Raw genomic sequence first — 21,180 nt, forward strand, 5'->3', positions numbered from 1 at the left:
TTATAACGCACGATATTTTGAAAATTTTTAATACTGATTAGGTGATGTTATGTCTACATCGGATGCACAGCATTCAGCAGATTTAAATGCACAAACAGTTTCAGCAATCGCCAATCTTGCTCGATTGTCGCTCAATGATACGCAATCTGCTGAATATGCTCAAAGTCTAAATAAAATTTTAGGCATGATGGAAACCTTAAAAGGCATTGATACGGAAGGCGTAGAACCTTTGAAAAGTCCTTTTGACAATCCTCAACCTTTACGTGCTGATGTGGTAACTGAAAGCAATCATCGAGATGAATACCAAGCGGTTGCGCCTGCAACTCAAGACGGTTTGTATCTTGTTCCTCGCGTGATTGAATAACTTTTACTCAATTAACCCATCTTCCCTATTTTGAATGTAAAGAAATTTTACTCATGACTGATTTACATCGCTTATCAATTCGTGAACTTGCTGAGGGCTTAAGCCAAGCGAAGTTTTCATCTCGCGAACTGACTGAACACTATTTAAAACGTATTGCTAAAATTGACCCACAAGTTAAAAGCTATGTGACGGTTACACCTGAACAGGCGCTTCGCGAAGCTGACGCTGCCGATGCTGCACTAAAAGCAGGTAATGCAACAGCTTTAACGGGTATTCCTCTTGCGCATAAAGATATCTTTTGTACCAAAGGCATTAAAACGACTGCTGGTTCAAAAATACTAGACAACTTCATTTCTCCTTACGATGCAACTGTTGTTGAAAAAACTAAAGCAGCTGGTCTTGTCACTTTAGGTAAAGTGAACATGGATGAGTTTGCGATGGGCTCAACATCTGAAAGCTCATATGTTGGCGCAACAAGTAACCCATGGGCACTTGACCATGTTCCGGGTGGTTCATCAGGTGGTTCTGCTGCGGCTGTAGCGGCTGATTTAGCACCATTTGCTACAGGTACTGATACAGGTGGTTCAATTCGCCAACCAGCTTCTTTCTGTGGTTTAACAGGCCTAAAACCAACCTATGGTCGTGTATCTCGCTTTGGTATCATTGCTTATGCATCATCTTTAGACCAAGCGGGTCCAATGGCACACTCTGCTGAAGACTGTGCTTACCTCATGAATGTAATTGCAGGTCACGATGCAAAAGACTCAACCTCTGTTAAAAAAGAAGTTGATGACTATGTTGCAAACTTGAATAACACATCTGTAAAAGGTTTACGCATTGGTATTCCTAAACAATACTTTAACGTTGCAGGTTTAGATGCAGACGTTAAAGCACGTGTTGAAGAGTCTTTGAAAAAGCTTGAAGAAATGGGTGCTACTCTTGTTGAGATTGACCTCAACATGACCGAAGCTTATGTACCAACCTATTACCTCATCGCGCCAGCAGAAGCATCATCTAACTTGTCTCGCTACGATGGCGTTCGTTACGGCTACCGCTGTGAGAATCCAGCTGACTTGATGGATCTTTACAAACGTTCTCGCTCGGAAGGTTTTGGTCCAGAAGTTCAGCGCCGTATCCTTATTGGTACATACGCGCTTTCTGCGGGTTATTACGATGCCTACTATGTAAAAGCTCAAAAAGTACGTCGTCTAATTCAACAAGACTTCTTAAAAGCATTTGAAAATGTAGACGTGATTGCTGCTCCTGCTGCTCCAACAACTGCATATAAAATTGGTGCGAACTTAAGTCCAACTGAAATGTATTTAGGCGATATTTATACACTTGCAGTGAACTTGGCAGGCTTACCAGCGATTAATGCTCCTGTTGGTTTTGATAAAGACAGCTTACCTGTAGGCTTACAGTTGATTGGTAACTATTGGTCAGAATCACAATTATTGTCGATTGTTCATCAATACCAACAAAACACCGATTTCCATACTCAACGTGCGGCAATTGCTGAGGAGAATGCATAATGGCTGAAGCTCAAAAGTTGAAATTGATTGACGGTTGGGAAGTCGTTATTGGTATCGAGATTCACACTCAGCTTGCAACCAATTCTAAAATTTTCTCAGGTTCATCAACTGAATTTGGTCAAGACCCAAACACACAAGCAAGCCTTGTAGACTTGGCAATGCCAGGTGTGTTGCCTGTGCTGAATGAAAAAGTAGTTGATCTTGCAATTCGCTTTGGTTTAGGAATCGATGCTTACATCGACCAAGCATCTGTGTTTGCACGTAAAAACTACTTCTACCCTGACTCACCAAAAGGCTATCAAATTAGCCAAATGGACAACCCGATTGTGGGCTTGGGTCACATCGACATTCAACTTGAAGATGGTACGACTAAACGCATTGGTGTAACTCGTGCTCACCTTGAAGAAGATGCGGGTAAATCTGTTCATGACCAATTTGAAGGTATGTCTGGCATTGACTTAAACCGTGCTGGTACACCTTTGCTTGAAATCGTTTCTGAACCTGACATGCGTTCGGTTGAAGAAGCGGTTGCTTACATTAAAGCGATTCACACACTGGTACGCTGGTTAGGTATCTCTGACGGTAACATGGCTGAAGGTTCATTCCGTGCCGACTGTAACGTGTCTTTACGCCGTCCGGGCCAACCATTTGGTACACGCTGTGAGCTTAAAAACCTCAACTCATTCCGTTTCATTGAGCAAGCGATCAATGTTGAAATTGAACGCCAAATGGAGATTTTGGAATACGGCGGAAGTATCGACCAAGAAACTCGTTTGTTCGATCCAAACAAAATGGAAACGCGTTCTATGCGTTCTAAAGAAGAAGCGAATGACTACCGCTACTTCCCAGATCCAGACTTGTTACCCGTGATTATTGCAGATGAACAAATTGAAGCTGCTCGCGCTGCACTTCCAGAGTTACCTGCTGCTCGCCGTGCACGTTTTATTGCAGACTTTGGTGCAACTGAATACGATGCTCATGTACTTACGCTCTCACGCGAAATGGCTGACTTCTATGAAGCTGTTGTGGCTGCTGCTGGCGGTGCGAAGCAAGGTAAAGTATCAGCAAACTGGGTAATGGGTGAATTCTCAGGTGCGTTAAACAAAGCAGGCCTAGACTTAGCAGACTCTCCTGTTTCTGCTGAACAACTTGGCGGCATGATTGCACGCATTGTTGATAACACCATTAGCGGTAAGATTGCAAAACAAGTCTTTGGCTTTATGTGGGAATCGGAAGGTAAATCTGCCGATGACATCATTACTGAAAAAGGTTTAAAGCAAGAAACCGACACAGGTGCAATTGAAGCAATCATTAAAGAAGTGCTTGCAGCCAATGAAAAAATGGTTGAAGAATACAAGTCTGGTAAAGAAAAAGCCTTTAACGGTCTTGTTGGTCAAGTCATGAAAGCATCTAAGGGTAAAGCCAACCCTGCTCAAGTAAACGAATTAATGAAAAAATTGATTGGTTAATTTGACTAGTCAACTCAAGAAAAAGCCTCGATTTATCGGGGCTTTTTTTTCATCCTTATGAAACACCCTTCGACTAAAGAATGCACTTTTTTCCTAAAAAATTACTCAATGACTGTGCTAATTTAAATTAAGAATTTAGATAACTTAAATTTTAAAAAAGAGAGATAAAACATGACTAAAAAGATTTTAATGTTAGTCGGCGACTATGCTGAAGATTATGAAACCATGGTCCCTTTCCAGTTTTTAACTGGTTTAGGTTATACCGTGCATGCTGTTTGCCCAAATAAAAAAAACGGCGACCATATTGCTACTGCTATTCATGACTTTGAAGGTGACCAAACCTATAGCGAAAAACGCGGTCACAATTTTGCCATTAACTATGATTTTGATGCAGTTAATACTGAAGACTATGTAGGTTTAGTCATTCCGGGTGGTCGTGCACCAGAATATTTACGCATGAATGAACGTGTTATCGAAATTGTGCGTGAGTTTGATCGAGTGAAAAAACCAATTGCAGCGGTATGTCATGGCGCTCAGTTACTTGCTGCGGCAGATGTATTAAAAGACCGATTGTGTTCGGCTTATCCAGCATGTGCTGCCGAAGTAAAATTGGCAGGTGGGCAATATGCAGATATTGCTGTGACCGAAGCTATTACAGATGGACATTTGGTGACTGCACCTGCTTGGCCTGCACATCCGGCTTGGTTAGCACAGTTTGTGAAAGTTTTAGGCGCTAAGATTAGTATCTAATAAGACTCTTCATCCCAAATACAGTAAAGCCTGCACTTAGATAGCAGGCTTTATTACTAAAATAGAAAACTAGATTTTTATCTTGTGATTCCTAATTTATTCCAAATTTCGGGTGTTAAAAACGTTGTTACCAATTTATTTAAGTCGATATAACGCAATGTACCTTGTAACTGCTGTTTAACTGCGGGGTCTTTAACAATATCTTCACCAGCACTTTGACCTAACTGCTGGAAAGCCTCTCCAACTGCTTTCACACCTTCAGCTTGAATCACGGCCTTAGTTTGGGTAGAACATTGCTCCACAATCACGCGTTGTAAAACCTGCGCTAGTTTTTGGTCTAACTGATCTTTTTGCTCAGGCGTTACATTACTAAATGCTTTTAAATCTGGATGTGCCGCTAAAGCTGTAAATGTCCATTGAAGTACCGTGGTTTTATCCGAAGCAGTCGTTGCTTTAACTAAACAATCACTGAGCTGATCAACTGTTGGACCAGCCATTGTAATTTGTGTTGCACCCAGTACAGCCGCCGCCACACATATTGAACGGCTCAGGTGTGAAAACTTACGGCGAGCAATAGTGTAAAAATGACGTGACATAGGTCTAGCTCTAATAAACAATCTGTTCTTTTTATCACAGAGTCACTAAAGTTACCTGTTATGACTCTGTAACTGCAAAATACTTATTTCACCACAGACTCTATTTGATCAAGCTCCCACACCCCACCTGCTGCCAAGCCTTTGCACATACCTGTCCACATATCTTTAGTGTGTACAAAACTCTTGCCATCCCATACCCATTCTTCACTTGCCCAGCAATCCCCAATGCCTCGTCCTTTTTGAGCACTACTAATAATACCGCTATCAAAATCTGAAGCGGACTCAGTCACAAATGTTGCCTTACCATTTAAAGATTCATCAAGTACCCAAGCACCATATCCTTCGTTATAAGCCCCTCTCCAGCACAACGTAGTCGCCAGAACTTTCATATTGGTTAGTTTATATAGCTCAATTTTCTGTGGTTCAACTCCATCGCTATTACCGCCATAAATGCCTTCACAAAAGTCTTCTTTAGGATTTGGATTGGCTGCCATTAAGCTACGGTGTATTGCTTGGTACTGTTTATTTTTAGGCTGTAAAGTTAAATAAGGTTTGTTTGAAGTCTTAATACGTTTAACAAGTAGTTTTGGCTCAGGCATAAGCACTTTGGTTTCATTGGCACTGCCCTTTTTAACCAAAGCACCAACAGTTCCTATACGCTTCTGAAAATCATCCATTTTTAATAACACAGCAGTCATTCCAGCATCAGAAATTTTCCATTCATGCTGCGCATTTTTAAATATAATTTCTGTCTTCTGTTTGGATTGCTGTAGTACAGCATTGACTTGCGAGCTGTTCAGTTTACCCATAAGTGGTAACTCAGCACTATCTACAGTCACCACTCCTAAGTCTTTGCCATTTATATAAAAATGAATATTTTTTAAGTTGGTTTGCTGGCATGCTTTGTTCATAGTCTGACAAAGCAAATTCAATTTGCACAGGTTGTCTTGGACCTGCTTTACGTGTTAATAAAATTGAAGCTGGATTATCACCATTTTCCTCGTTTTGATATCCTGCAGCCTTACATGTTCCCGTATTGCTGCAAGAAACCTCCCACTCTTGGTGTGAAAATGAAATACCTTTGATTTCTTGAGCAAAACTATAAGAACTCATTACCGCTAAACAGCAGATTGAAAGCATATTTTTCATTATTTCATATCTCTATAAGACTGTTTTTCTTATTAGGTTAAAAACAGTTTAAAATTTTGAATTACCATCTAGTTTAAAAGAATATGTTAGATTTATATAAAATTTAAATTGATTACTTACTAAAAATGAAAAAACTGAATTTTTTATTATTTACTGCATTTACCAGTCTAACTTCATCTGCTTATGCAGAAGTCAAAAGCTTTACACCTCATTTCCCCAAATTTTATAGCTCTGCTGCAACCCGTAAAGCAGACAATCAATTCTATGCTCTAGGAGATGCAAAATTTTTGAACGGTGTTACAGTTCCGTTTTATGGCGTTACTGCGCAAAGCCCCACAGAGAATGGTTTACTTAAAGACTTTGAAACCTGTACACCTAAAAACTGCCGTTTTAATTTCAAACTCGAGGCTCAACATGCCAAACAATTAAAACTTCTTGCATTACCTGAAACAGGTTTAGTGCTCGTTCCACGAAGTTGGCAAGATGTGCAAGCAAATGCAGGTGCGAATGGTAGTGGTTTTGCTTTAGCAATGAGTCCAGATCAAAAACAAGCAATAAAACTTTATGACTCTTCATTTTGCGTTGGGTGTGGCCTACCAAATGCAACGCTTTATTTTCCTGAATTGTTAAAAGAAAGTTTGGAAAATGAATTTGGTGGTTATAAGGATTCTAAAAAATTGATCAATATTGTTCATCCTTCTAAGAAAGTGGCTTTTTTTAGTTATCAAATTCCACAAGTGAACAATAAAACCCATGATATTGCCAAATATTATGATGAAGATACTTTTAACTATAAAGAGATTCAAGTCACTTTAGATAAATCGCAGCAGTCTCTAGTAGGTCCTATTCTCAATTTTTATAATGCAACACATTAACCAAAGGTTTATGAAAAAACCCGCTTTCGCGGGCTTTTTTTACTTATGTAATATCGACTCAAAGGCTTTTAAACGCTTATAAATTGAAAGCAGTTCAATAATTGTTTTCCATGAACTAATTAAGTATTGGAATGATTCACGAACCTTATCGAATACACCAGCAATCTGGTTAATTAATCCTAAAGTCATTTTGCCGCTTGCAATTGCCGGGAACAATACAACCAGACTATATAAAATGTCTAACTGCTTATACCAAGTTGCGACCAAGTTAAAGTAAGCATAATGGAAATAGAGTCGGAAATAGTTTTTACGAACTCGGCTAAATAGTTCTTTTAAAGTAGCTGGTCTTGCACGCTCTGCATAATCTTCACCATAAACGAGTTCTTTACGATAGGCTGCTTCTACTTTTTGATTATTAAATTGCAGTCCAGGCAATTTAATACCAACCACCATTAATAGAACTGTACCAAAAACAGCCCATACAATTGCGGCCCATACTAAAGAATGCTCTAGCTCACCCACAATTGGTAAAACAGGGACATGTTTAGAAAGTTGAAATAAAATAGGTAAAAAGGCAATTAAGATCATCACAGCTTTTACCAGTTCAACGCCTAAGTCTTCCATAATGGTTGCAAAGCGCATGGTATCTTCTTGCACACGCTGTGAAGCACCTTCAACATGACGCAGTTTTTCCCAATGTTTTGTGTAGTATTCATTCATTGCCGTGCGCCAACGGAATACATAATGGCTTGTGAAAAACGCATTAATCACAGCTAAAGTTACAGCGACCATAGCAATATAAAGAAAAACCATTGTCTCTCTATACAGTGCCGAGACATCTCCCCCACCATCGGAAAGCATTTTTTGGATTAAATCCCAAAATGGTACATACCATGCATTAATGGCGACACTAACCTGAACGCTAAACCAAATGTTGAACAAAATAAACGCCGAACCCCACACTGACCATCGCTGCCATGGATTATTAGATACAATTTTCCAGAAGCCAGCAAAAAGCGCAGTAGAGACTAAAAACCAGATATAAAACCATAAGAAAGTTGGAGACCAAAAACGGCTCACACCCACTGGTAGTTGTGCCTCATGGTAACCTTGAGCAAACCCGATAAAAGTTCCCCACGTGTTTCCACCTGAGTACCAAAGCACCATATTGAGCGCAATCCAAACAACCGCAGATATGAAAAAATACCGTGGTGATGGAAAAAATGATTTGAACATTGAGCGTGGATATCCCTATATTTCTTCAAATTTACAATGAAAGGAATACTAAAACCTAAACCTTAAAATTGTGAAGAACAAAGTTTAGAGAATTGTCAGTTTTTTCCGTTTCATTGAAGGATTTGATCGTTTTTTTGTAAATTCATCCCTTTTTTGGCAATTTAATCCATTTAAATTACCTTGTATATGACTCTCGATAGAGCCATATACGGCTTTTATAACACAGTGATATCAGAGATTAAATCTCTTCTTTACGAACAATATAGCCTTCTAGTTGCATTGCTTGAATGAGCAGATCTAGGTCCGAAGCGCTTTTAAGCTCAACATCGACGCTTACGGCACTTTCTTTCGCACGGCTTGTTGCCGCAAAGCGTTCATGACGCAATTCATAAATATTACCGCCCTGCTCAGCAATAATGGCCGTTAAACGAGCTAAGGCACCGGGATTGTCCGGTAATTCAACACGAATACGAACCATCCGGCCTGTACGGGTTAAATGACGTTGCAATACAGAGACCATTACGCGTGTATCAATATTGCCACCAGACAGTACCACACCTAATTTATGACCTAAAAACAGATCGGGACGAGACATAATGGCAGCAATACCTGTTGCCCCCGCTCCTTCGCATACTGTTTTTTCAATATTAAGTAATAGTGCAATCGCTTCTTCAATCATGTCTTCAGTGACAACGACAATGTCATCAACATATTCTTTAGCAACTTGAGTCGTAAGCTCACCCGGAGTTTTTACTGCAATACCTTCAGCAACAGTAGATCCCATTGAAACAGCAAGTTGATAGTTACAAAGCAACTTAGCCATACTTGGGTATACAACAGATTGGACCCCAATAATTTTAATTTTTGGATTGATCGCTTTAGCAGCAATTCCAATACCAGAAATTAAACCACCACCACCAATTGGGACAACTAAAATGTCCAGATCAGGCACAGCCGAAAGCATTTCAAGCGCAATGGTTCCTTGACCTGCAATAATTTCAGCATCATCGAATGGGTGGATAATGGTTAAAGATTCTTCTTGTGCAACACGGTGCATTTCAGCAGCAGCTTCTGAGAAATCCTGCCCATGCAAAATAACGCGTGCACCATACTCACGTACTCGTTGCACCTTAACGTTTGGCGTAGATTTCGGCATTACAATGGTCGCAGTCACCCCTGTACGCTGAGCATGATAGGCTACACCTTGTGCATGGTTGCCCGCCGAAGCAGCAATAACACCATGCTGCTTTTCTTGCTCAGATAAACACAACAGTTTATTCAGAGCACCCCGTTCTTTAAATGAAGCTGTAAATTGTAAGTTTTCAAATTTCAGCCACATCTCAGCCCCTAAGGTTTTAGAAATGGTTTCTGAGAAAACAAAGGGAGTTTTTACAACTAAACCTTCCAAACGCTCTGCGGCAGCATGAACATCATTTAATGTTGGAAACCCATTTTTAACCTGTTGCTGTATCATTTATCCAGTCAGCCTCAATACACTACAAATCAATTATTTTTTAAAAATGGCCACAATATTTCATATTGGCCATTAGAGTTTTCAGCATATCCAACATGTCTCTAATATACAAAAAATTTTATTCCAAAAATTGAAGTTTTAAACTTCCATAAAAAAAGCCCGTTTCAGGCTTTTTATTTAATTCTCAAAATATTAACGTTTATTTATTGGGTTTGGGCACTCAAGCCTTCTGTAGATATATTCTGTTCAGCTATTTTTTCATCAATAGCAAACTGAATATCAGAAAGCTTGGCATTAGCGGCGTCTATCCCAGATTTCATAGTGGCTTCACGGCCTTTTACATCAAAAATATGTGCTTTTTCTCTTAAATCTGGTTGAATAACAACGTCCGCATATTGCAATTCTTCCGCCGCCAAACGCCCTTGCATGATATTAATATTCTGGTTAAACAGCCCCCAGACATTCGATGTTTCTGTGTAAATAGGCTGAGCTAGAATATCAACAGCAATAATAACATCAGCCCCTAAGTCGCGAGCGACTTCAACTGGTACGGGGCTCACCAACCCGCCATCCACATATTCAGATTTGCCAATTTTAGTCGGCACAAACATACTTGGAATAGAAGTAGAGGCTCTTACAGCTTGACCAGTATTGCCATAGTTAAATACGGTTTTGGTGCCATGCTTGAGTTCAGTTGCCACCACGTACATTGGAATCTTCATTTTTTCGAGTGGCATGTTATTTACTTGCTGGTTAACGTAGTTCTCTACTTTTTTGCCATCAAAAAAACCTTTTAAGCCGATACTAATGTCACGAACATCGCCAGCTTTCATTTTTAAAGCAGTCTCACGCAGTTCAGCAGGCGTTTTACCACTCGCGTAAATTGCTCCAACAATACTACCCGCACTCGTACCAACAATAAAATCTGGTCGAATACCATGTTGTTCTAGAACTTCAATCACCCCTATATGAGCATAACCTCGTGCCCCACCACTCCCTAATACAAGCGCAACGACAGGGCGTTTTTGCATTTTTTTAATTCTTGCAAATGGCTGATCGACAGAGCGAGCATAAGCTTCTGTCGTTTGTGGTTTTAGAGCAGCAGACAAGTGTGTGGTGGTCTGGCATCCCGCCAACACCATAGAGAGTCCGAGAACCCACAATTTAAGTTGTTTCATGGCCCATCTTCGCACTATGAGGTTTAAGTTCGGATTGCAATTTTAGTTGCTACTTTCGTGAAAAGCTGTATTGAATTTATTTAATTTGTCATGTTTAAAATTTAGACTCAAGTATTTTATCTATGCCCCCATAAAAAAGGCCCCTTATGTATAAGAGGCCTTTTGAAACTTACCAGATATCCGAATCAACTTTTTTCTTCAATTCCGGATATTTATCAATTTTAAACTCAGGCTCTTTGATGCCTCGTTTCAATTGCTCGCGGTAATCTTTTAACAAAGTACGTGCCATTGGCGTTAATAGTACAATTGCAATCAAGTTAATGGTTGCCATGATACCCATAAACAAGTCAGCCATAGACCAAACGAGAGGAACACTACCAATTGCACCGAAGTACACCATCACCAATACGAAAATACGGAAGATGAACATGACTTTCGGATTGTTATTAATAAACTGTACGTTACCTTCTGCATAGGCATAGTTACCTAATACAGCTGAATAACAGAATAAGAATAATAAAACTGCAAGGAAGTCAGATCCCCAGTGTCCAACTTGGGTTTCTAATGCACGTTGAGTTAATTCAACACCCACAAAACCTGCATCTTGATAAACACCAGAAACTAAAATGATGATTGCAGTGCTTGTACACACAATGAAAGTGTCTACGAATACACCAAGCATTTGAACCAAACCTTGGTTGACAGGATGTTTCACATCAGACGCTGCTGCTGCGTTTGGTGCTGAACCCATACCTGCTTCGTTAGAGAATAAACCACGCTTAATCCCTTGCATCATTGCCATTGACACTGCCGCACCAAAGAAACCACCTGCTGCTGCATTAAAATTGAAAGCTTCAGTCACAATCAGCTTTAAAATATCAGGCAAAATTGCGTAGTTGCTTAATGCAATATAGAGAGCAACAGCTAGGTAAAGACCTGCTTTTAAAGGTACAAACATCTCTGCAAATTTAGCAATACGTTTGATACCACCAAAAATTGCCAACGCCACTAAAACGACAAGAGCAAGGCCAACCCATGAAATTTCTAGATCAACGCCACCTAAATGTGCAATAAGATTGGCTTTATCCCAACCCCAAGCATGTGAAGAGGCATTAGCAATCGCATTAATTTGAACTGAGTTGAATACGAAACCATAGGTAAAGATCAAAGCAAGTGCGAAAACCACACCAAAGGTTTTACTGCGTAAACCTTGAGTAATATAGTAAGCTGGTCCACCGCGGAACTGTTGAGTTTTGCTATCTCTAACTTTAAATAGCTGAGCAAGTGTAGACTCAATAAAAGCAGAGCTCATACCAAGAATAGCAGTCACCCACATCCAGAACACTGCACCTGGACCACCGATTGCGATTGCGATTGCCACACCAGCAATATTACCTACCCCAACACGGCTCGCAAGACCTGTTACAAACGCCTGGAAAGGTGTAAGACCATGTTCATCTTCACCTTCTGTACGGCTGCTTTTCATGACTCGAATGCTTTGCAAGAACATGCGAATTTGCACAGCTCCTGTTAAGACTGTATAAAAAATACCTACAGCCAACAAGAAAATAACCAAAAAGTCCCATAAAGGTTCATTAAAAAATTGTACCCACGACATCAGTGTGGCATTGAGTTGTTCATTCATACTCGGTCCGCTTATGTTCTTGCTAATGTGCTATTAGCACAAGCCAAAATACTGCAATAAACAAAAAAGCCCCTAAAAATAGGGACTTCTTCAGTACATTTAAGAAAAAACTTTTAATGTCAATTGAATAGCAATTATCGTCACAAGTTTAAGCAACATCATGCCCAACACTATGCCTTTGAAGGTTGCATGAGAGAAAGCTACCTTCAAAAAAAATAATATCATCGCACCACCGAACATCTCCTTTTTCGGAAGAACGGTATAAATCGACTCAGCTACAAACTTGGAAACTAACAAATGACCACCGCTAAATAATCTCGTCCAATGATTCCCATCAATTAAGCGAGTTATACAAATCTGGATTTAAGCCAATAAGCATATTTACATATACTTGTGAGCAAATGTCTAAACTGGATATGAATTTCAAAGACTGTAACGAGCCATCGCCATAACGCGACTATCTGTACCCTTTTCCACTAGATTGGAGAAGAGTGCGTTTAGATCTGTACTAAGCTGTTGTATTTCTTGTAGCCCAGTAGTTGCGTGAGTCATGTTCATCTTCATGGTTGCAATGGTAATCGCCAATCCTTGTTTCATGAACTGCTTGTTGATGAGCGGTAAACTCATGTAAAGCTCCTTATTCCTCGTGTATTTCTCCATTTCTACATCCAAATCCTTTTTGTAAAGGGATTTTGTATGCAGCCATTTCTTTCCTAACATGAGTATGGAGAAATCATACCTGCGTAAAAAAGTCGGTATTATGCAGAAATTTAAAATTTTGTGTATGTTTTTCATTAAAATTTTATGTTATTCCCGACTGTTTTTCATCCAAAACCATCTGTTTTGTACTGTTTTTAAACATATTATACCTTTTTTTCAATTGAGTAATTTTTAATCCAACTGATGCTATAGATTTATTTTTATAGTCAAAAACATCATACTTTTTTGTCTATTTAGATCTAAAGTGGCATATTCACATTAGAATTAATTAGACATTATGTCCAAACCAAACGAGTTATCATACCTTTAAGGATATCCCTTTTCTAATATTTTTTGCTTATAAATGAAGTACTTTCAAAACATGAAATTAAGCTTCAAAAAGTATTAAGTATTTAAGAAAAGATATAGGAGTACGCATGAATCTGGAACAAGTTCGTCTCGTTGATGAAGCTATCACTTCTCGACATTCTGTCCGCGCTTTTTTAAATACCCCAATTGAGCCAGAAGTCATTAAAGATATATTACGAGTCGCAAGTCGAGCGCCTTCTGGAACGAACACTCAACCATGGAAAGTCTATGTGGTCACAGGTAAAAAGCGTGATGAAATGGTTGAGCGCGTCTGTGCAGCACAAATTGAAGTTTCAAAAAATCCTGAACTTGCAGAACAATATAAAGAAACTTTTGCCTATTACCCTGAAAAATGGATATCCCCTTTTATTGACCGCCGCCGCGAGAATGGTTGGGGACTCTACGGTTTACTCGAAATCAAAAAGGGCGAAAAAGAAAAAATGGCTGAGCAGCAGTTACGTAATTTTAAACTGTTTGATGCTCCAGTCGGTCTTTTCTTTACCGTAAATAAAACGATGGGAATCGGCTCTAAAATGGATATCGCAATGATGATCCAAAATGTGATGGTCGCTGCCAAAGCACGTGGTTTAGACACATGCCCGCAAGCAGCTTGGAACCATTTCCATCCTATAGTTTTAGATGTGTTGGGTGCATCAGATGACGAAGAGCTAGTATGTGCAATTGCACTAGGTCATGCTGACCCTGATCATATTGTAAATACCTTTACCACACCTAGAGAACCTGTTGAAAATTTCGCAGTTTTTCTAGACGAATAAACTATAAGTTGCCATTCTCTAAAAGTTAAGGGAATGGCTTGGCTTTTACCTGTTGTGTCGCTTTCAATACAACAATAAAACCACTCAATGTAAATAACACCATCATTATTCCCATATTGAGCGATGCAGACCAAATCAGGAAGTTAAGAAGCACGCCACCTAAAAGGCCACAAGCGAATTGCATACTTCCCATGATCGCACTTGCTGTCCCTGCGCGAGCACCTTGTTTGGACATTGCGAGTGCCATTGCATTTGGGCCTGTTAAACCAATACCTGAAATAGCTAAAAATAATCCTACCATAACCAGCCATAAAGGCGCTGCAGGGATTAAACCAGCAATAAACACAATAATGGCCCCAGTCACTTGCACAAGGGAACCCGATTTTAAGCGTTTGGTAATTTCAACACGTGTTGTTAAATGCTTGTTTAAAGAAGACATCAACATAATGCCAAAAGCATTTAGTCCAAATACGTAAGCAAACTCTTGTTGATTAAGTCCGTACTGATCCATAAATACGGCAGGTGCTGAGCTGATATAGCAAAATAATGCAGCCCCTGTTAAACAGCCTGCAAACATAGGTAAGCGGAAACTCGCATCCTTGAAAATAGCTCCATATAAAGTCACCACTTGATAGAGCGATAACTTAAGCCTTTTATCAGTTGCCAAAGTTTCTTTAAAAAAGAAATGTACACACAGCCAACATAGTGCACCCACAATTGAAAGCGCGATAAAAATAGCTTGCCAAGGGAACCAAATTAAAATCCATGCCCCGATCATAGGAGCCAAAATTGGTGCAAGCCCCATGACAATCATCATGCTTGAGAAAGCTTGTGCAGAGCCTTGAACGTCCAATTTATCGCGTATTGCCGCACGAGCCATGACTACACCAACACAACCACCTAAGGCTTGCAAAATACGGGCCGCAATCAAGCTCCATTCACTGGTAGCCATTACACAAAATAAGCTGGCGACTGCATAAAGCGCAAGGCCAAAATAAAGTGGTTTCTTTCTTCCAATACGATCGCTTAGAGGACCATAAACTAATTGTCCGATAGCTAAACCAAAAAAATAAGCTGGTAGTGTATTTGCCACCATTTGCGTACTTACCCCAAAATCATGAGCCATTTGTGGCAATGCAGGCAAGTACATATCAATGGATAACGGCCCTAAAGCCGTAAGCAAAGCGAGCAACATAATCCAGCCAATAGAATATTGACGCTGGGCCGTTTGTTCAGACATAACGATATTTCATTTTTCAATCATTTGCATACAGACAAGCTTACACTGTCTATCGTATGATTTGTGCAACATTGGTGTAGAAATACACAAATCCTTTATCACTCAGGTTGATCAGCAAGGACTTCCTTTGAAATCTTGGTTTAAACGCCTAAAAAGAGCGACTTATAACACAACATTTATGTATAACGTACGAATGCTGATAGCCTTTTCAGGAACTGCTTTCGTGCCTTATTTTTTGGGCCATCAATTAGCAACCATTCCACTCACTTTAGGTGTAGTCGCAGCAGGTTTAAGTGATATTGATGATCGCTTTTCAGTGCGAATCATGAACCTGATTTATACTTATATTGGATTCTTCGTTACCGCAGCTTCAGTACAATTACTTTTCCCCTATCCCATGGCTTTTGCCTTAGGCTTAATTGCTTCATGTATTGGTTGGATTTTATTAGGTTCGCTAGGACGTCGTTACGCTACCATTTCTTATGGTTGTTTAGTTGTGTCCGTCTATACCATGTTGGGTGTTCACCTTTTTGATCATTGGTATATTCAACCTGCCCTTTTAGTTGCAGGTGCAGCATGGTATGGCCTCATTGCAACGATTAGCTTTTTATTATTTCCCGTTCGCCAACTTCAAGACAAACTCGCAGCGTCTTACGCATCTCTAGGTGATTTTCTATTTGCAAAATCAAATTTATTTGATGTAGATATGACACCTGCCAGCTATCAGCAAAGCATGATTGAGCTGTCATTAGAAAATGGTAAGTTAATTACGATTTTTAATGATTTAAAAACGGCGTTATTGACTCGTTTAAAAGGTGACCGTGGACAAAAAGATACGCGCCGAAGCCTACATTATTATTTTGTCGCTCAAGATATTCATGAGCGTGCTGACTCAGCCCATATCGACTATCAAAAATTAGCCAAAATTTTTCAGCACAGCGATATCTTATTTAGATTTCAACGAATTTTGGCAGTTCAAGGTAAAGCTTGCCAAGAACTAAATGAATGTATTTTACAACGTAAACCTTATAATCATAATAAACGCTTTAAGCAAAGTTTTGAGAACCTAAGACTATCTTTAGAGAAGCTAAGACGTGATCAGCATTATGACCTTTTATGGGTAAATGCTCTTTTCGCTTTATATCAAAACTTAAAATCTATCGACTCTCAGTTACTCAACTTAGAAACAGAACAACACATTCAATCTGATAAAGTAAAGCAAGCCGAAAATCAGCTGAAAGATGATGATTTACAAGGATGGAATGATATTGTTGTTCGAATAAAACAAAATTTAACTCCCGAATCTGTACTCTTCCGCCACGCAATTCGCGTCTCAATTGTTCTTTTTATTGGTTATGTGTTGATTCAAATGACCAATATTGAGTACGGCTATTGGATTATGCTTACAGCACTATTTGTAAGCCAACCTAACTTTAATGCAACCAAACGTCGCTTACGCTTAAGAATTGTCGGAACATTAGTTGGGATTATTGTTGGCCTAGCAATTGTATTTCTAGTACCTTCTGTAGAAGGACAACTAATAATGTTAATCCTGAGCGGAGTTTTGTTTTTTGAGTTACGCAGTAAGCAATATGCTCAAGCAACCGCGTTTATTACAATTTTGGCATTAATTAACTTTAATCTAGATGGTTCGGCAATGGCCGCTGCTATTCCGCGATTTGTAGATACTTTAATTGGCTGTGCCCTAGCTTGGTTTGGGGTGACATTTATTTGGCCCGACTGGAAGTTCCGTCGCTTACCTCGCAACATCAGACGTTCATTACAAGCTCAATGCAACTATTTAGCTGAAGTTGTTAAACAATATCATGAAGGTCGCAATCATGCGCTGAATTACCGTATTGTAAGACGTGCTGCCCATAATACTGATGCCGAGGTTGCTTCACTTATTTCAACTTTAGCGACAGAGCCAGACTTTGACCCTACCCGTAAGTCAGATATCTTTGAATTTTTATGTTTAAATCATACCTTTTTAAGTTATATCGCAGCACTTGGAGCACATCGGGAAAGCATTCAAGATGAAGCTGTGCTTAAACTCTTAGACCAAGCGCTGGATGACATTCAAGGGGCTTTATTGAGAGACGAAATGCCTGATCTTACAGCACAAAATATGCTCCAAACGATACGGCAGCGTCTAAGTCAAAATAATGAAGAGGATCAAAAATCACTCATTATTTTACAGCAGTTATCACTCATGCTTGGCGTATTGAACCGTTTTAGTATGCTAAAACAACGGCTAAGTCATGATCTGGATAATGATGCCAGCGAGCTTGCATCGTTATAAATTTGAGTCGGAAATTAGTATGAAATTGGCATAATATCCTTTCCTGACTCATGCCAATTAATGCTAAACTTAAAACAGTTTACAATTTGTTATTTGCACTATGACCGCGAAAACTTTATACGCTTATACGCTTCAGCCTGTTCCCTATGACGTGTCAGAAGCTGAACAACGTAATGCACAGCTTCTTATCTGGCGCAGCACCAATAAAATCAGCACAAAAATTTGGGCAATTATGGGTGTCGTTTTAGCCCTTGCTATATTAGGTCTTATTTTTATTAAGAACTACTCTACTGTTTTTTGCTGGGTTGCTATTGTTGCTGTAGTACTTTACTACCTAGGTCGTAAATACGGATTAGAGTGGTACGTTAAACGCAAAATGAATGAATTTCCGGTACAGGAAATTAAAGGTATTCGTTTAGGTGTGCAGCCTCATGGTATTGTGATGCGTCAACAAATGGGCTTACAAGAAGGCGTAGGTACTATTGGATGGAAAAATATCTACGAATGGTACAATACACCTGATTTTATTTTGGTCAATTTCAAAGTAAAAGATCCAAAAGGCCAAGAACAACAAGGTGCTTATATCCTACCTAAGCGCATGGATTCTAAGAACTTTTCCTTCAATACAATTCGCACGCACTTAAAAGAATCTGTTGGCGAGCCAAAAACCTTGTAATTCTATATTTCATAAAAAGCCTCCTCATGGAGGTTTTTTATTAAGCTAAAAATAAATGATAATGAAAATTAATATTATCTCCAAAATCCATATTATCTCCCCAATCTTCCGCTATACTTCGTTACAAGATCTCCATCATGTTTACATTTTCGACCATGTTTAAAAAAATTTTATTTCAAATTCATTGGTTTCTGGGTATTACTGCTGGCCTAATCTTATCCATTATGGGTGTAACAGGTGCAATTTATTCTTATGACCAACAAATTTTAAAATGGGTGAATTCTGATAGTTATGTTGTTCAAGCTGAAAGCACTCCAAAATTAACTCCTGCGCAGCTTTATCAGCATTTCAATACAACTCAGCCTGAAATCAAAATTAATAGCATTACGATCGCCAAGGACCCTACCTCTTCTTCTATTGTAAATATTGAAAAAGAAGGTGAACGCCGCGGCTACAATATGATGGTGAACCCTTATAACGCTGAGGTTCTTCCAGATATTAAAGGCCGAAAGTTGTTGTTACTCATACAACAAATTCATCGTAATTTAACCGCTGGTGAAGTTGGTAAACAAATTACTGGTGCCTGCGCACTTATGTTAATTTACTTCGTACTTAGTGGATTGTATTTACGCTGGCCTAAGAAGCACTCTGCTCGTCAATGGCTTGCTGTTAAAGCGAAACTCAAAGGCCGAAATTTTATTTGGGATCTACATGCTGTTGTCGGCACATGGGTCATTGTTTTTTATCTACTTTTTGCATGCACAGGTCTATATTGGTCTTATGATTGGTGGCGTAGTGGCATGTTCAAAGTAATGGGAGTCGAGCAACCTAAACCACAAGGTCATGATGTTACTCCTCAAAATCGTGGAATGCAACAAGGTAAACAAGCTGACCGTAATCATGATAAAAAATCAGAACCCCAATTAGATAATACTCAGCTCATTACAGCACTTAATGAAACATGGAGTGGCTTCAATAGTCAGATTGGACGTGGTTATTCAACTCTAACCATGAACTTACCAAAAAAAGATGATGGAAAAATTGAGTTAACTTTTATCGATGCTACTCCACAACACGAACGTGCACGTAACCAAGCCATCTATAATTACCAAACTGGTAATATCGAAAAGATAGAGCTTTACGAAGATAAAAAGCTTAATCAAAAGATTATGAGCAGCATGTTACCTGTACACCGTGGTAGCTTTTTTGGACCAATTTATCAATTCGTTGCGATGCTTGCTTCATTAGCAATGCCTTTGTTCTTGGTTACTGGGTGGATGCTGTATCTTAAACGCCGTAAACAGAAAAAATTAACACAGGCGGCTCGCCAGTCTTTAGCAGGACAATACATTGATCCAAATGCAAAGCCTTGGTTGATTACTTATGCAACTCAAACGGGTGTAGCAGAACAACTCGCTTGGAGTACGGCAACAAGTTTACAAGAAGCTCACCAACCTGTTCAGGTTAAACCTGTACAGCAACTCACACAAACTGATCTAGAACAACATCAACAGGTTTTATTCGTGATCAGTACTTATGGTACTGGTGATGCTCCTGATCTCGCTACAAGCTTTGCTAAGAAGCTTTTAAAATCGAATTTAGACCTTAAGCACATCAACTATGCTGTTTTGGCTCTCGGTTCTAAAGAATATCCAGACACTTATTGTAGTTTTGGTCATGCAGTGGACGCTTGGCTCAAAGCGAATGGTGCTCATGCCCTCTTCAATACAATTGAAGTTGATAATGCAAACCCATCGGATATTCAGAACTGGAATCAATCTCTAGCAAAAGCAACTAAATTAGATTTGCATGCTGTAAATCTAGAAAAAGTCTTTGATACATGGACATTGCAGCAACGTGACTTACTCAATCCAAATAGCTTAGGCCAACCTGCTTATAATATTGAGCTTAATGCAAAGCACGAAGCACTATGGCAAGCGGGTGATATTGCTGAAATTCAACCTGGTAATAGCCCTGAACGAATTCACGACTTTTTGCAGAAGCATCATATTCTTAAAAATACAAAAGTTGATTCATTACAGATTTCAATCGAAAAAGCACTTTGGAATAAAGATTTAACAGGAGAAATTGAACCATTTGCTAATCTGGACCATTTATTAGAACAGCTTCCTAACTTACCAACACGGGAGTATTCGATTGCGAGTATTCCTTCTCAACAAGTCCTTCGTTTAGTTGTTCGTCAACAATATGATGCGTCTGGTAACTTAGGTTTAGGTTCGGGTTGGCTCACTCAACATACGCAAGTCAATGATGAAATTGCTTTGCGTATTCGCACTAATGAATCATTCCATCTTATTGACGATAACCGCCCTATTATTTGTATCGGTAACGGAACTGGTATTGCTGGCTTAATGAGCCTATTACACACCCGTACGCGCCATGATTACACTGAAAACTGGTTAATCTTTGGTGAACGTCAAAGAGCATATGATTTCTTCTATGCGTCAACTATTAAGGCATGGCAAACCACAGGAATGTTAAAACGTCTCGATTTAGCATTTTCGAGAGATCAAGAACAACGCATGTATGTTCAAGATGTAATCCGTCAAAATGCAGCAGAATTAGTAAGCTGGATAAAGCGCGGTGCTGTTCTTTATGTATGCGGTAGTATTGATGGTATGGCAAGTGGAGTCGATCAAGCACTTATCGAAATTCTAGGTGAAGAACAGGTAGATGAGCTAAGACAACATGGCCGCTACCGCCGTGATGTTTATTAAAGACCAATAAAAACAAAAAACCGAGTAATAGCTTAAATGCTTTACTCGGTTTTTTATTGCATTCAGAATGATTTTGCATACACTGTCTGCAATTTAAATTGCAACTCTAAGC

Annotated in this window: 17 protein-coding genes and 1 pseudogene; 9 read left to right on the forward strand and 9 right to left on the reverse strand. The window is 39.3% G+C overall.

The window, feature by feature from the left end; genetic code table 11:
* Positions 1-49: 49 nt before the first annotated feature.
* The 4 genes from gatC to AWW73_RS15105 all read left to right on the forward strand — a co-directional run bounded on the left by gatC (position 50) and on the right by AWW73_RS15105 (position 4,115).
* Positions 50-364, forward strand: a complete 315-nt coding sequence (gene gatC / locus AWW73_RS15090) for an Asp-tRNA(Asn)/Glu-tRNA(Gln) amidotransferase subunit GatC (protein WP_000107699.1) — start codon at positions 50-52, stop codon at positions 362-364.
* A 53-nt stretch (positions 365-417) separates the two neighbouring features.
* The gene (gene gatA, locus AWW73_RS15095; RefSeq protein WP_062850060.1) at positions 418-1,896 is read left to right on the forward strand and encodes an Asp-tRNA(Asn)/Glu-tRNA(Gln) amidotransferase subunit GatA; all 1,479 of its coding nucleotides are present in this window, start codon (positions 418-420) and stop codon (positions 1,894-1,896) included.
* Positions 1,896-3,365: an Asp-tRNA(Asn)/Glu-tRNA(Gln) amidotransferase subunit GatB gene (gatB, locus tag AWW73_RS15100; RefSeq protein WP_062850061.1), complete on the forward strand. Its 1,470-nt coding sequence runs from the start codon at positions 1,896-1,898 to the stop codon at positions 3,363-3,365. The genes gatA and gatB overlap by 1 nt, the downstream gene beginning before the upstream one ends.
* 171 nt (positions 3,366-3,536) lie before the next feature.
* Positions 3,537-4,115, forward strand: a complete 579-nt coding sequence (locus AWW73_RS15105; protein ID WP_062850062.1) for a DJ-1/PfpI family protein — start codon at positions 3,537-3,539, stop codon at positions 4,113-4,115.
* A 77-nt stretch (positions 4,116-4,192) separates the two neighbouring features.
* Here AWW73_RS15105 and AWW73_RS15110 read toward each other — a convergent pair whose 3' ends face one another.
* Positions 4,193-4,711 (reverse strand): hypothetical protein, encoded by a 519-nt coding sequence (locus tag AWW73_RS15110; RefSeq protein WP_062850063.1) that lies wholly within the window; start codon positions 4,709-4,711, stop codon positions 4,193-4,195.
* A gap of 83 nt (positions 4,712-4,794) precedes the next feature.
* Positions 4,795-5,860 (reverse strand): annotated as a pseudogene (locus AWW73_RS15115) (DUF1176 domain-containing protein).
* Positions 5,861-5,985: 125 nt separating this feature from the next.
* On the opposite strand from AWW73_RS15115, the gene AWW73_RS15120 reads away from it, so the two are divergent.
* Positions 5,986-6,735 carry a DUF4850 domain-containing protein gene (locus AWW73_RS15120; RefSeq protein WP_062850064.1) on the forward strand — a complete coding sequence of 250 codons (750 nt, stop codon included), beginning with the start codon at positions 5,986-5,988 and terminating at the stop codon, positions 6,733-6,735.
* A 39-nt stretch (positions 6,736-6,774) separates the two neighbouring features.
* Here the strand turns inward: AWW73_RS15120 and sbmA are convergent, their stop codons facing one another.
* From sbmA to AWW73_RS15150, 6 genes are all read right to left on the reverse strand, one after another.
* The gene (sbmA, locus tag AWW73_RS15125) at positions 6,775-7,971 is read right to left on the reverse strand and encodes a peptide antibiotic transporter SbmA (RefSeq protein ID WP_031949205.1); all 1,197 of its coding nucleotides are present in this window, start codon (positions 7,969-7,971) and stop codon (positions 6,775-6,777) included.
* Positions 7,972-8,209: 238 nt separating this feature from the next.
* Positions 8,210-9,445 (reverse strand): threonine ammonia-lyase, encoded by a 1,236-nt coding sequence (locus AWW73_RS15130; RefSeq protein ID WP_062850065.1) that lies wholly within the window; start codon positions 9,443-9,445, stop codon positions 8,210-8,212.
* A gap of 203 nt (positions 9,446-9,648) precedes the next feature.
* The gene (locus AWW73_RS15135) at positions 9,649-10,623 is read right to left on the reverse strand and encodes a patatin-like phospholipase family protein (protein ID WP_057105754.1); all 975 of its coding nucleotides are present in this window, start codon (positions 10,621-10,623) and stop codon (positions 9,649-9,651) included.
* A 169-nt stretch (positions 10,624-10,792) separates the two neighbouring features.
* Positions 10,793-12,268 (reverse strand): alanine/glycine:cation symporter family protein, encoded by a 1,476-nt coding sequence (locus AWW73_RS15140; protein ID WP_016143388.1) that lies wholly within the window; start codon positions 12,266-12,268, stop codon positions 10,793-10,795.
* Between the two features lie 99 nt (positions 12,269-12,367).
* Positions 12,368-12,508, reverse strand: a complete 141-nt coding sequence (locus tag AWW73_RS15145) for a hypothetical protein (RefSeq protein WP_079748516.1) — start codon at positions 12,506-12,508, stop codon at positions 12,368-12,370.
* A 183-nt stretch (positions 12,509-12,691) separates the two neighbouring features.
* Entirely contained in the window at positions 12,692-12,895 is a 204-nt protein-coding gene (locus tag AWW73_RS15150; RefSeq protein ID WP_057105762.1) for a hypothetical protein, read from the reverse strand.
* A 509-nt stretch (positions 12,896-13,404) separates the two neighbouring features.
* On the opposite strand from AWW73_RS15150, the gene AWW73_RS15155 reads away from it, so the two are divergent.
* Positions 13,405-14,112 (forward strand): nitroreductase, encoded by a 708-nt coding sequence (locus tag AWW73_RS15155; RefSeq protein ID WP_062850066.1) that lies wholly within the window; start codon positions 13,405-13,407, stop codon positions 14,110-14,112.
* 25 nt (positions 14,113-14,137) lie between these two features.
* Here AWW73_RS15155 and AWW73_RS15160 read toward each other — a convergent pair whose 3' ends face one another.
* Positions 14,138-15,352: a multidrug effflux MFS transporter gene (locus AWW73_RS15160; protein ID WP_062850067.1), complete on the reverse strand. Its 1,215-nt coding sequence runs from the start codon at positions 15,350-15,352 to the stop codon at positions 14,138-14,140.
* Between the two features lie 127 nt (positions 15,353-15,479).
* Here AWW73_RS15160 and yccS point away from each other — a divergent pair, with 127 nt between their 5' ends.
* The 3 genes from yccS (at position 15,480) to AWW73_RS15175 (ending at position 21,068) form a co-directional block, all read left to right on the forward strand.
* Positions 15,480-17,654, forward strand: coding sequence for a YccS family putative transporter (yccS, locus tag AWW73_RS15165; protein ID WP_025470480.1), 2,175 nt, complete (start codon positions 15,480-15,482; stop codon positions 17,652-17,654).
* 100 nt (positions 17,655-17,754) lie between these two features.
* The gene (locus AWW73_RS15170; protein ID WP_002116136.1) at positions 17,755-18,330 is read left to right on the forward strand and encodes an SdpI family protein; all 576 of its coding nucleotides are present in this window, start codon (positions 17,755-17,757) and stop codon (positions 18,328-18,330) included.
* A gap of 155 nt (positions 18,331-18,485) precedes the next feature.
* Positions 18,486-21,068 carry a PepSY domain-containing protein gene (locus tag AWW73_RS15175; RefSeq protein ID WP_062850139.1) on the forward strand — a complete coding sequence of 861 codons (2,583 nt, stop codon included), beginning with the start codon at positions 18,486-18,488 and terminating at the stop codon, positions 21,066-21,068.
* The last annotated feature ends 112 nt before the right edge of the window (positions 21,069-21,180 follow it).

The sequence above is a fragment of the Acinetobacter lactucae genome (assembly GCF_001605885.1).
Classification (GTDB): Bacteria; Pseudomonadota; Gammaproteobacteria; order Pseudomonadales; family Moraxellaceae; genus Acinetobacter; species Acinetobacter lactucae.

Coding starts and splice junctions, on each gene's coding strand:
- gatC (WP_000107699.1), top strand. CDS start 50: ATGTCTACATCGGATGCACAGCATTCAGCAGATTTAAATGCACAAACA.
- gatA (WP_062850060.1), top strand. CDS start 418: ATGACTGATTTACATCGCTTATCAATTCGTGAACTTGCTGAGGGCTTA.
- gatB (WP_062850061.1), top strand. CDS start 1,896: ATGGCTGAAGCTCAAAAGTTGAAATTGATTGACGGTTGGGAAGTCGTT.
- AWW73_RS15105 (WP_062850062.1), top strand. CDS start 3,537: ATGACTAAAAAGATTTTAATGTTAGTCGGCGACTATGCTGAAGATTAT.
- AWW73_RS15110 (WP_062850063.1), bottom strand. CDS start 4,711: ATGTCACGTCATTTTTACACTATTGCTCGCCGTAAGTTTTCACACCTG.
- AWW73_RS15120 (WP_062850064.1), top strand. CDS start 5,986: ATGAAAAAACTGAATTTTTTATTATTTACTGCATTTACCAGTCTAACT.
- sbmA (WP_031949205.1), bottom strand. CDS start 7,971: ATGTTCAAATCATTTTTTCCATCACCACGGTATTTTTTCATATCTGCG.
- AWW73_RS15130 (WP_062850065.1), bottom strand. CDS start 9,445: ATGATACAGCAACAGGTTAAAAATGGGTTTCCAACATTAAATGATGTT.
- AWW73_RS15135 (WP_057105754.1), bottom strand. CDS start 10,623: ATGAAACAACTTAAATTGTGGGTTCTCGGACTCTCTATGGTGTTGGCG.
- AWW73_RS15140 (WP_016143388.1), bottom strand. CDS start 12,268: ATGAATGAACAACTCAATGCCACACTGATGTCGTGGGTACAATTTTTT.
- AWW73_RS15145 (WP_079748516.1), bottom strand. CDS start 12,508: ATGTTCGGTGGTGCGATGATATTATTTTTTTTGAAGGTAGCTTTCTCT.
- AWW73_RS15150 (WP_057105762.1), bottom strand. CDS start 12,895: ATGAGTTTACCGCTCATCAACAAGCAGTTCATGAAACAAGGATTGGCG.
- AWW73_RS15155 (WP_062850066.1), top strand. CDS start 13,405: ATGAATCTGGAACAAGTTCGTCTCGTTGATGAAGCTATCACTTCTCGA.
- AWW73_RS15160 (WP_062850067.1), bottom strand. CDS start 15,352: ATGTCTGAACAAACGGCCCAGCGTCAATATTCTATTGGCTGGATTATG.
- AWW73_RS15170 (WP_002116136.1), top strand. CDS start 17,755: ATGACCGCGAAAACTTTATACGCTTATACGCTTCAGCCTGTTCCCTAT.
- AWW73_RS15175 (WP_062850139.1), top strand. CDS start 18,486: ATGTTTAAAAAAATTTTATTTCAAATTCATTGGTTTCTGGGTATTACT.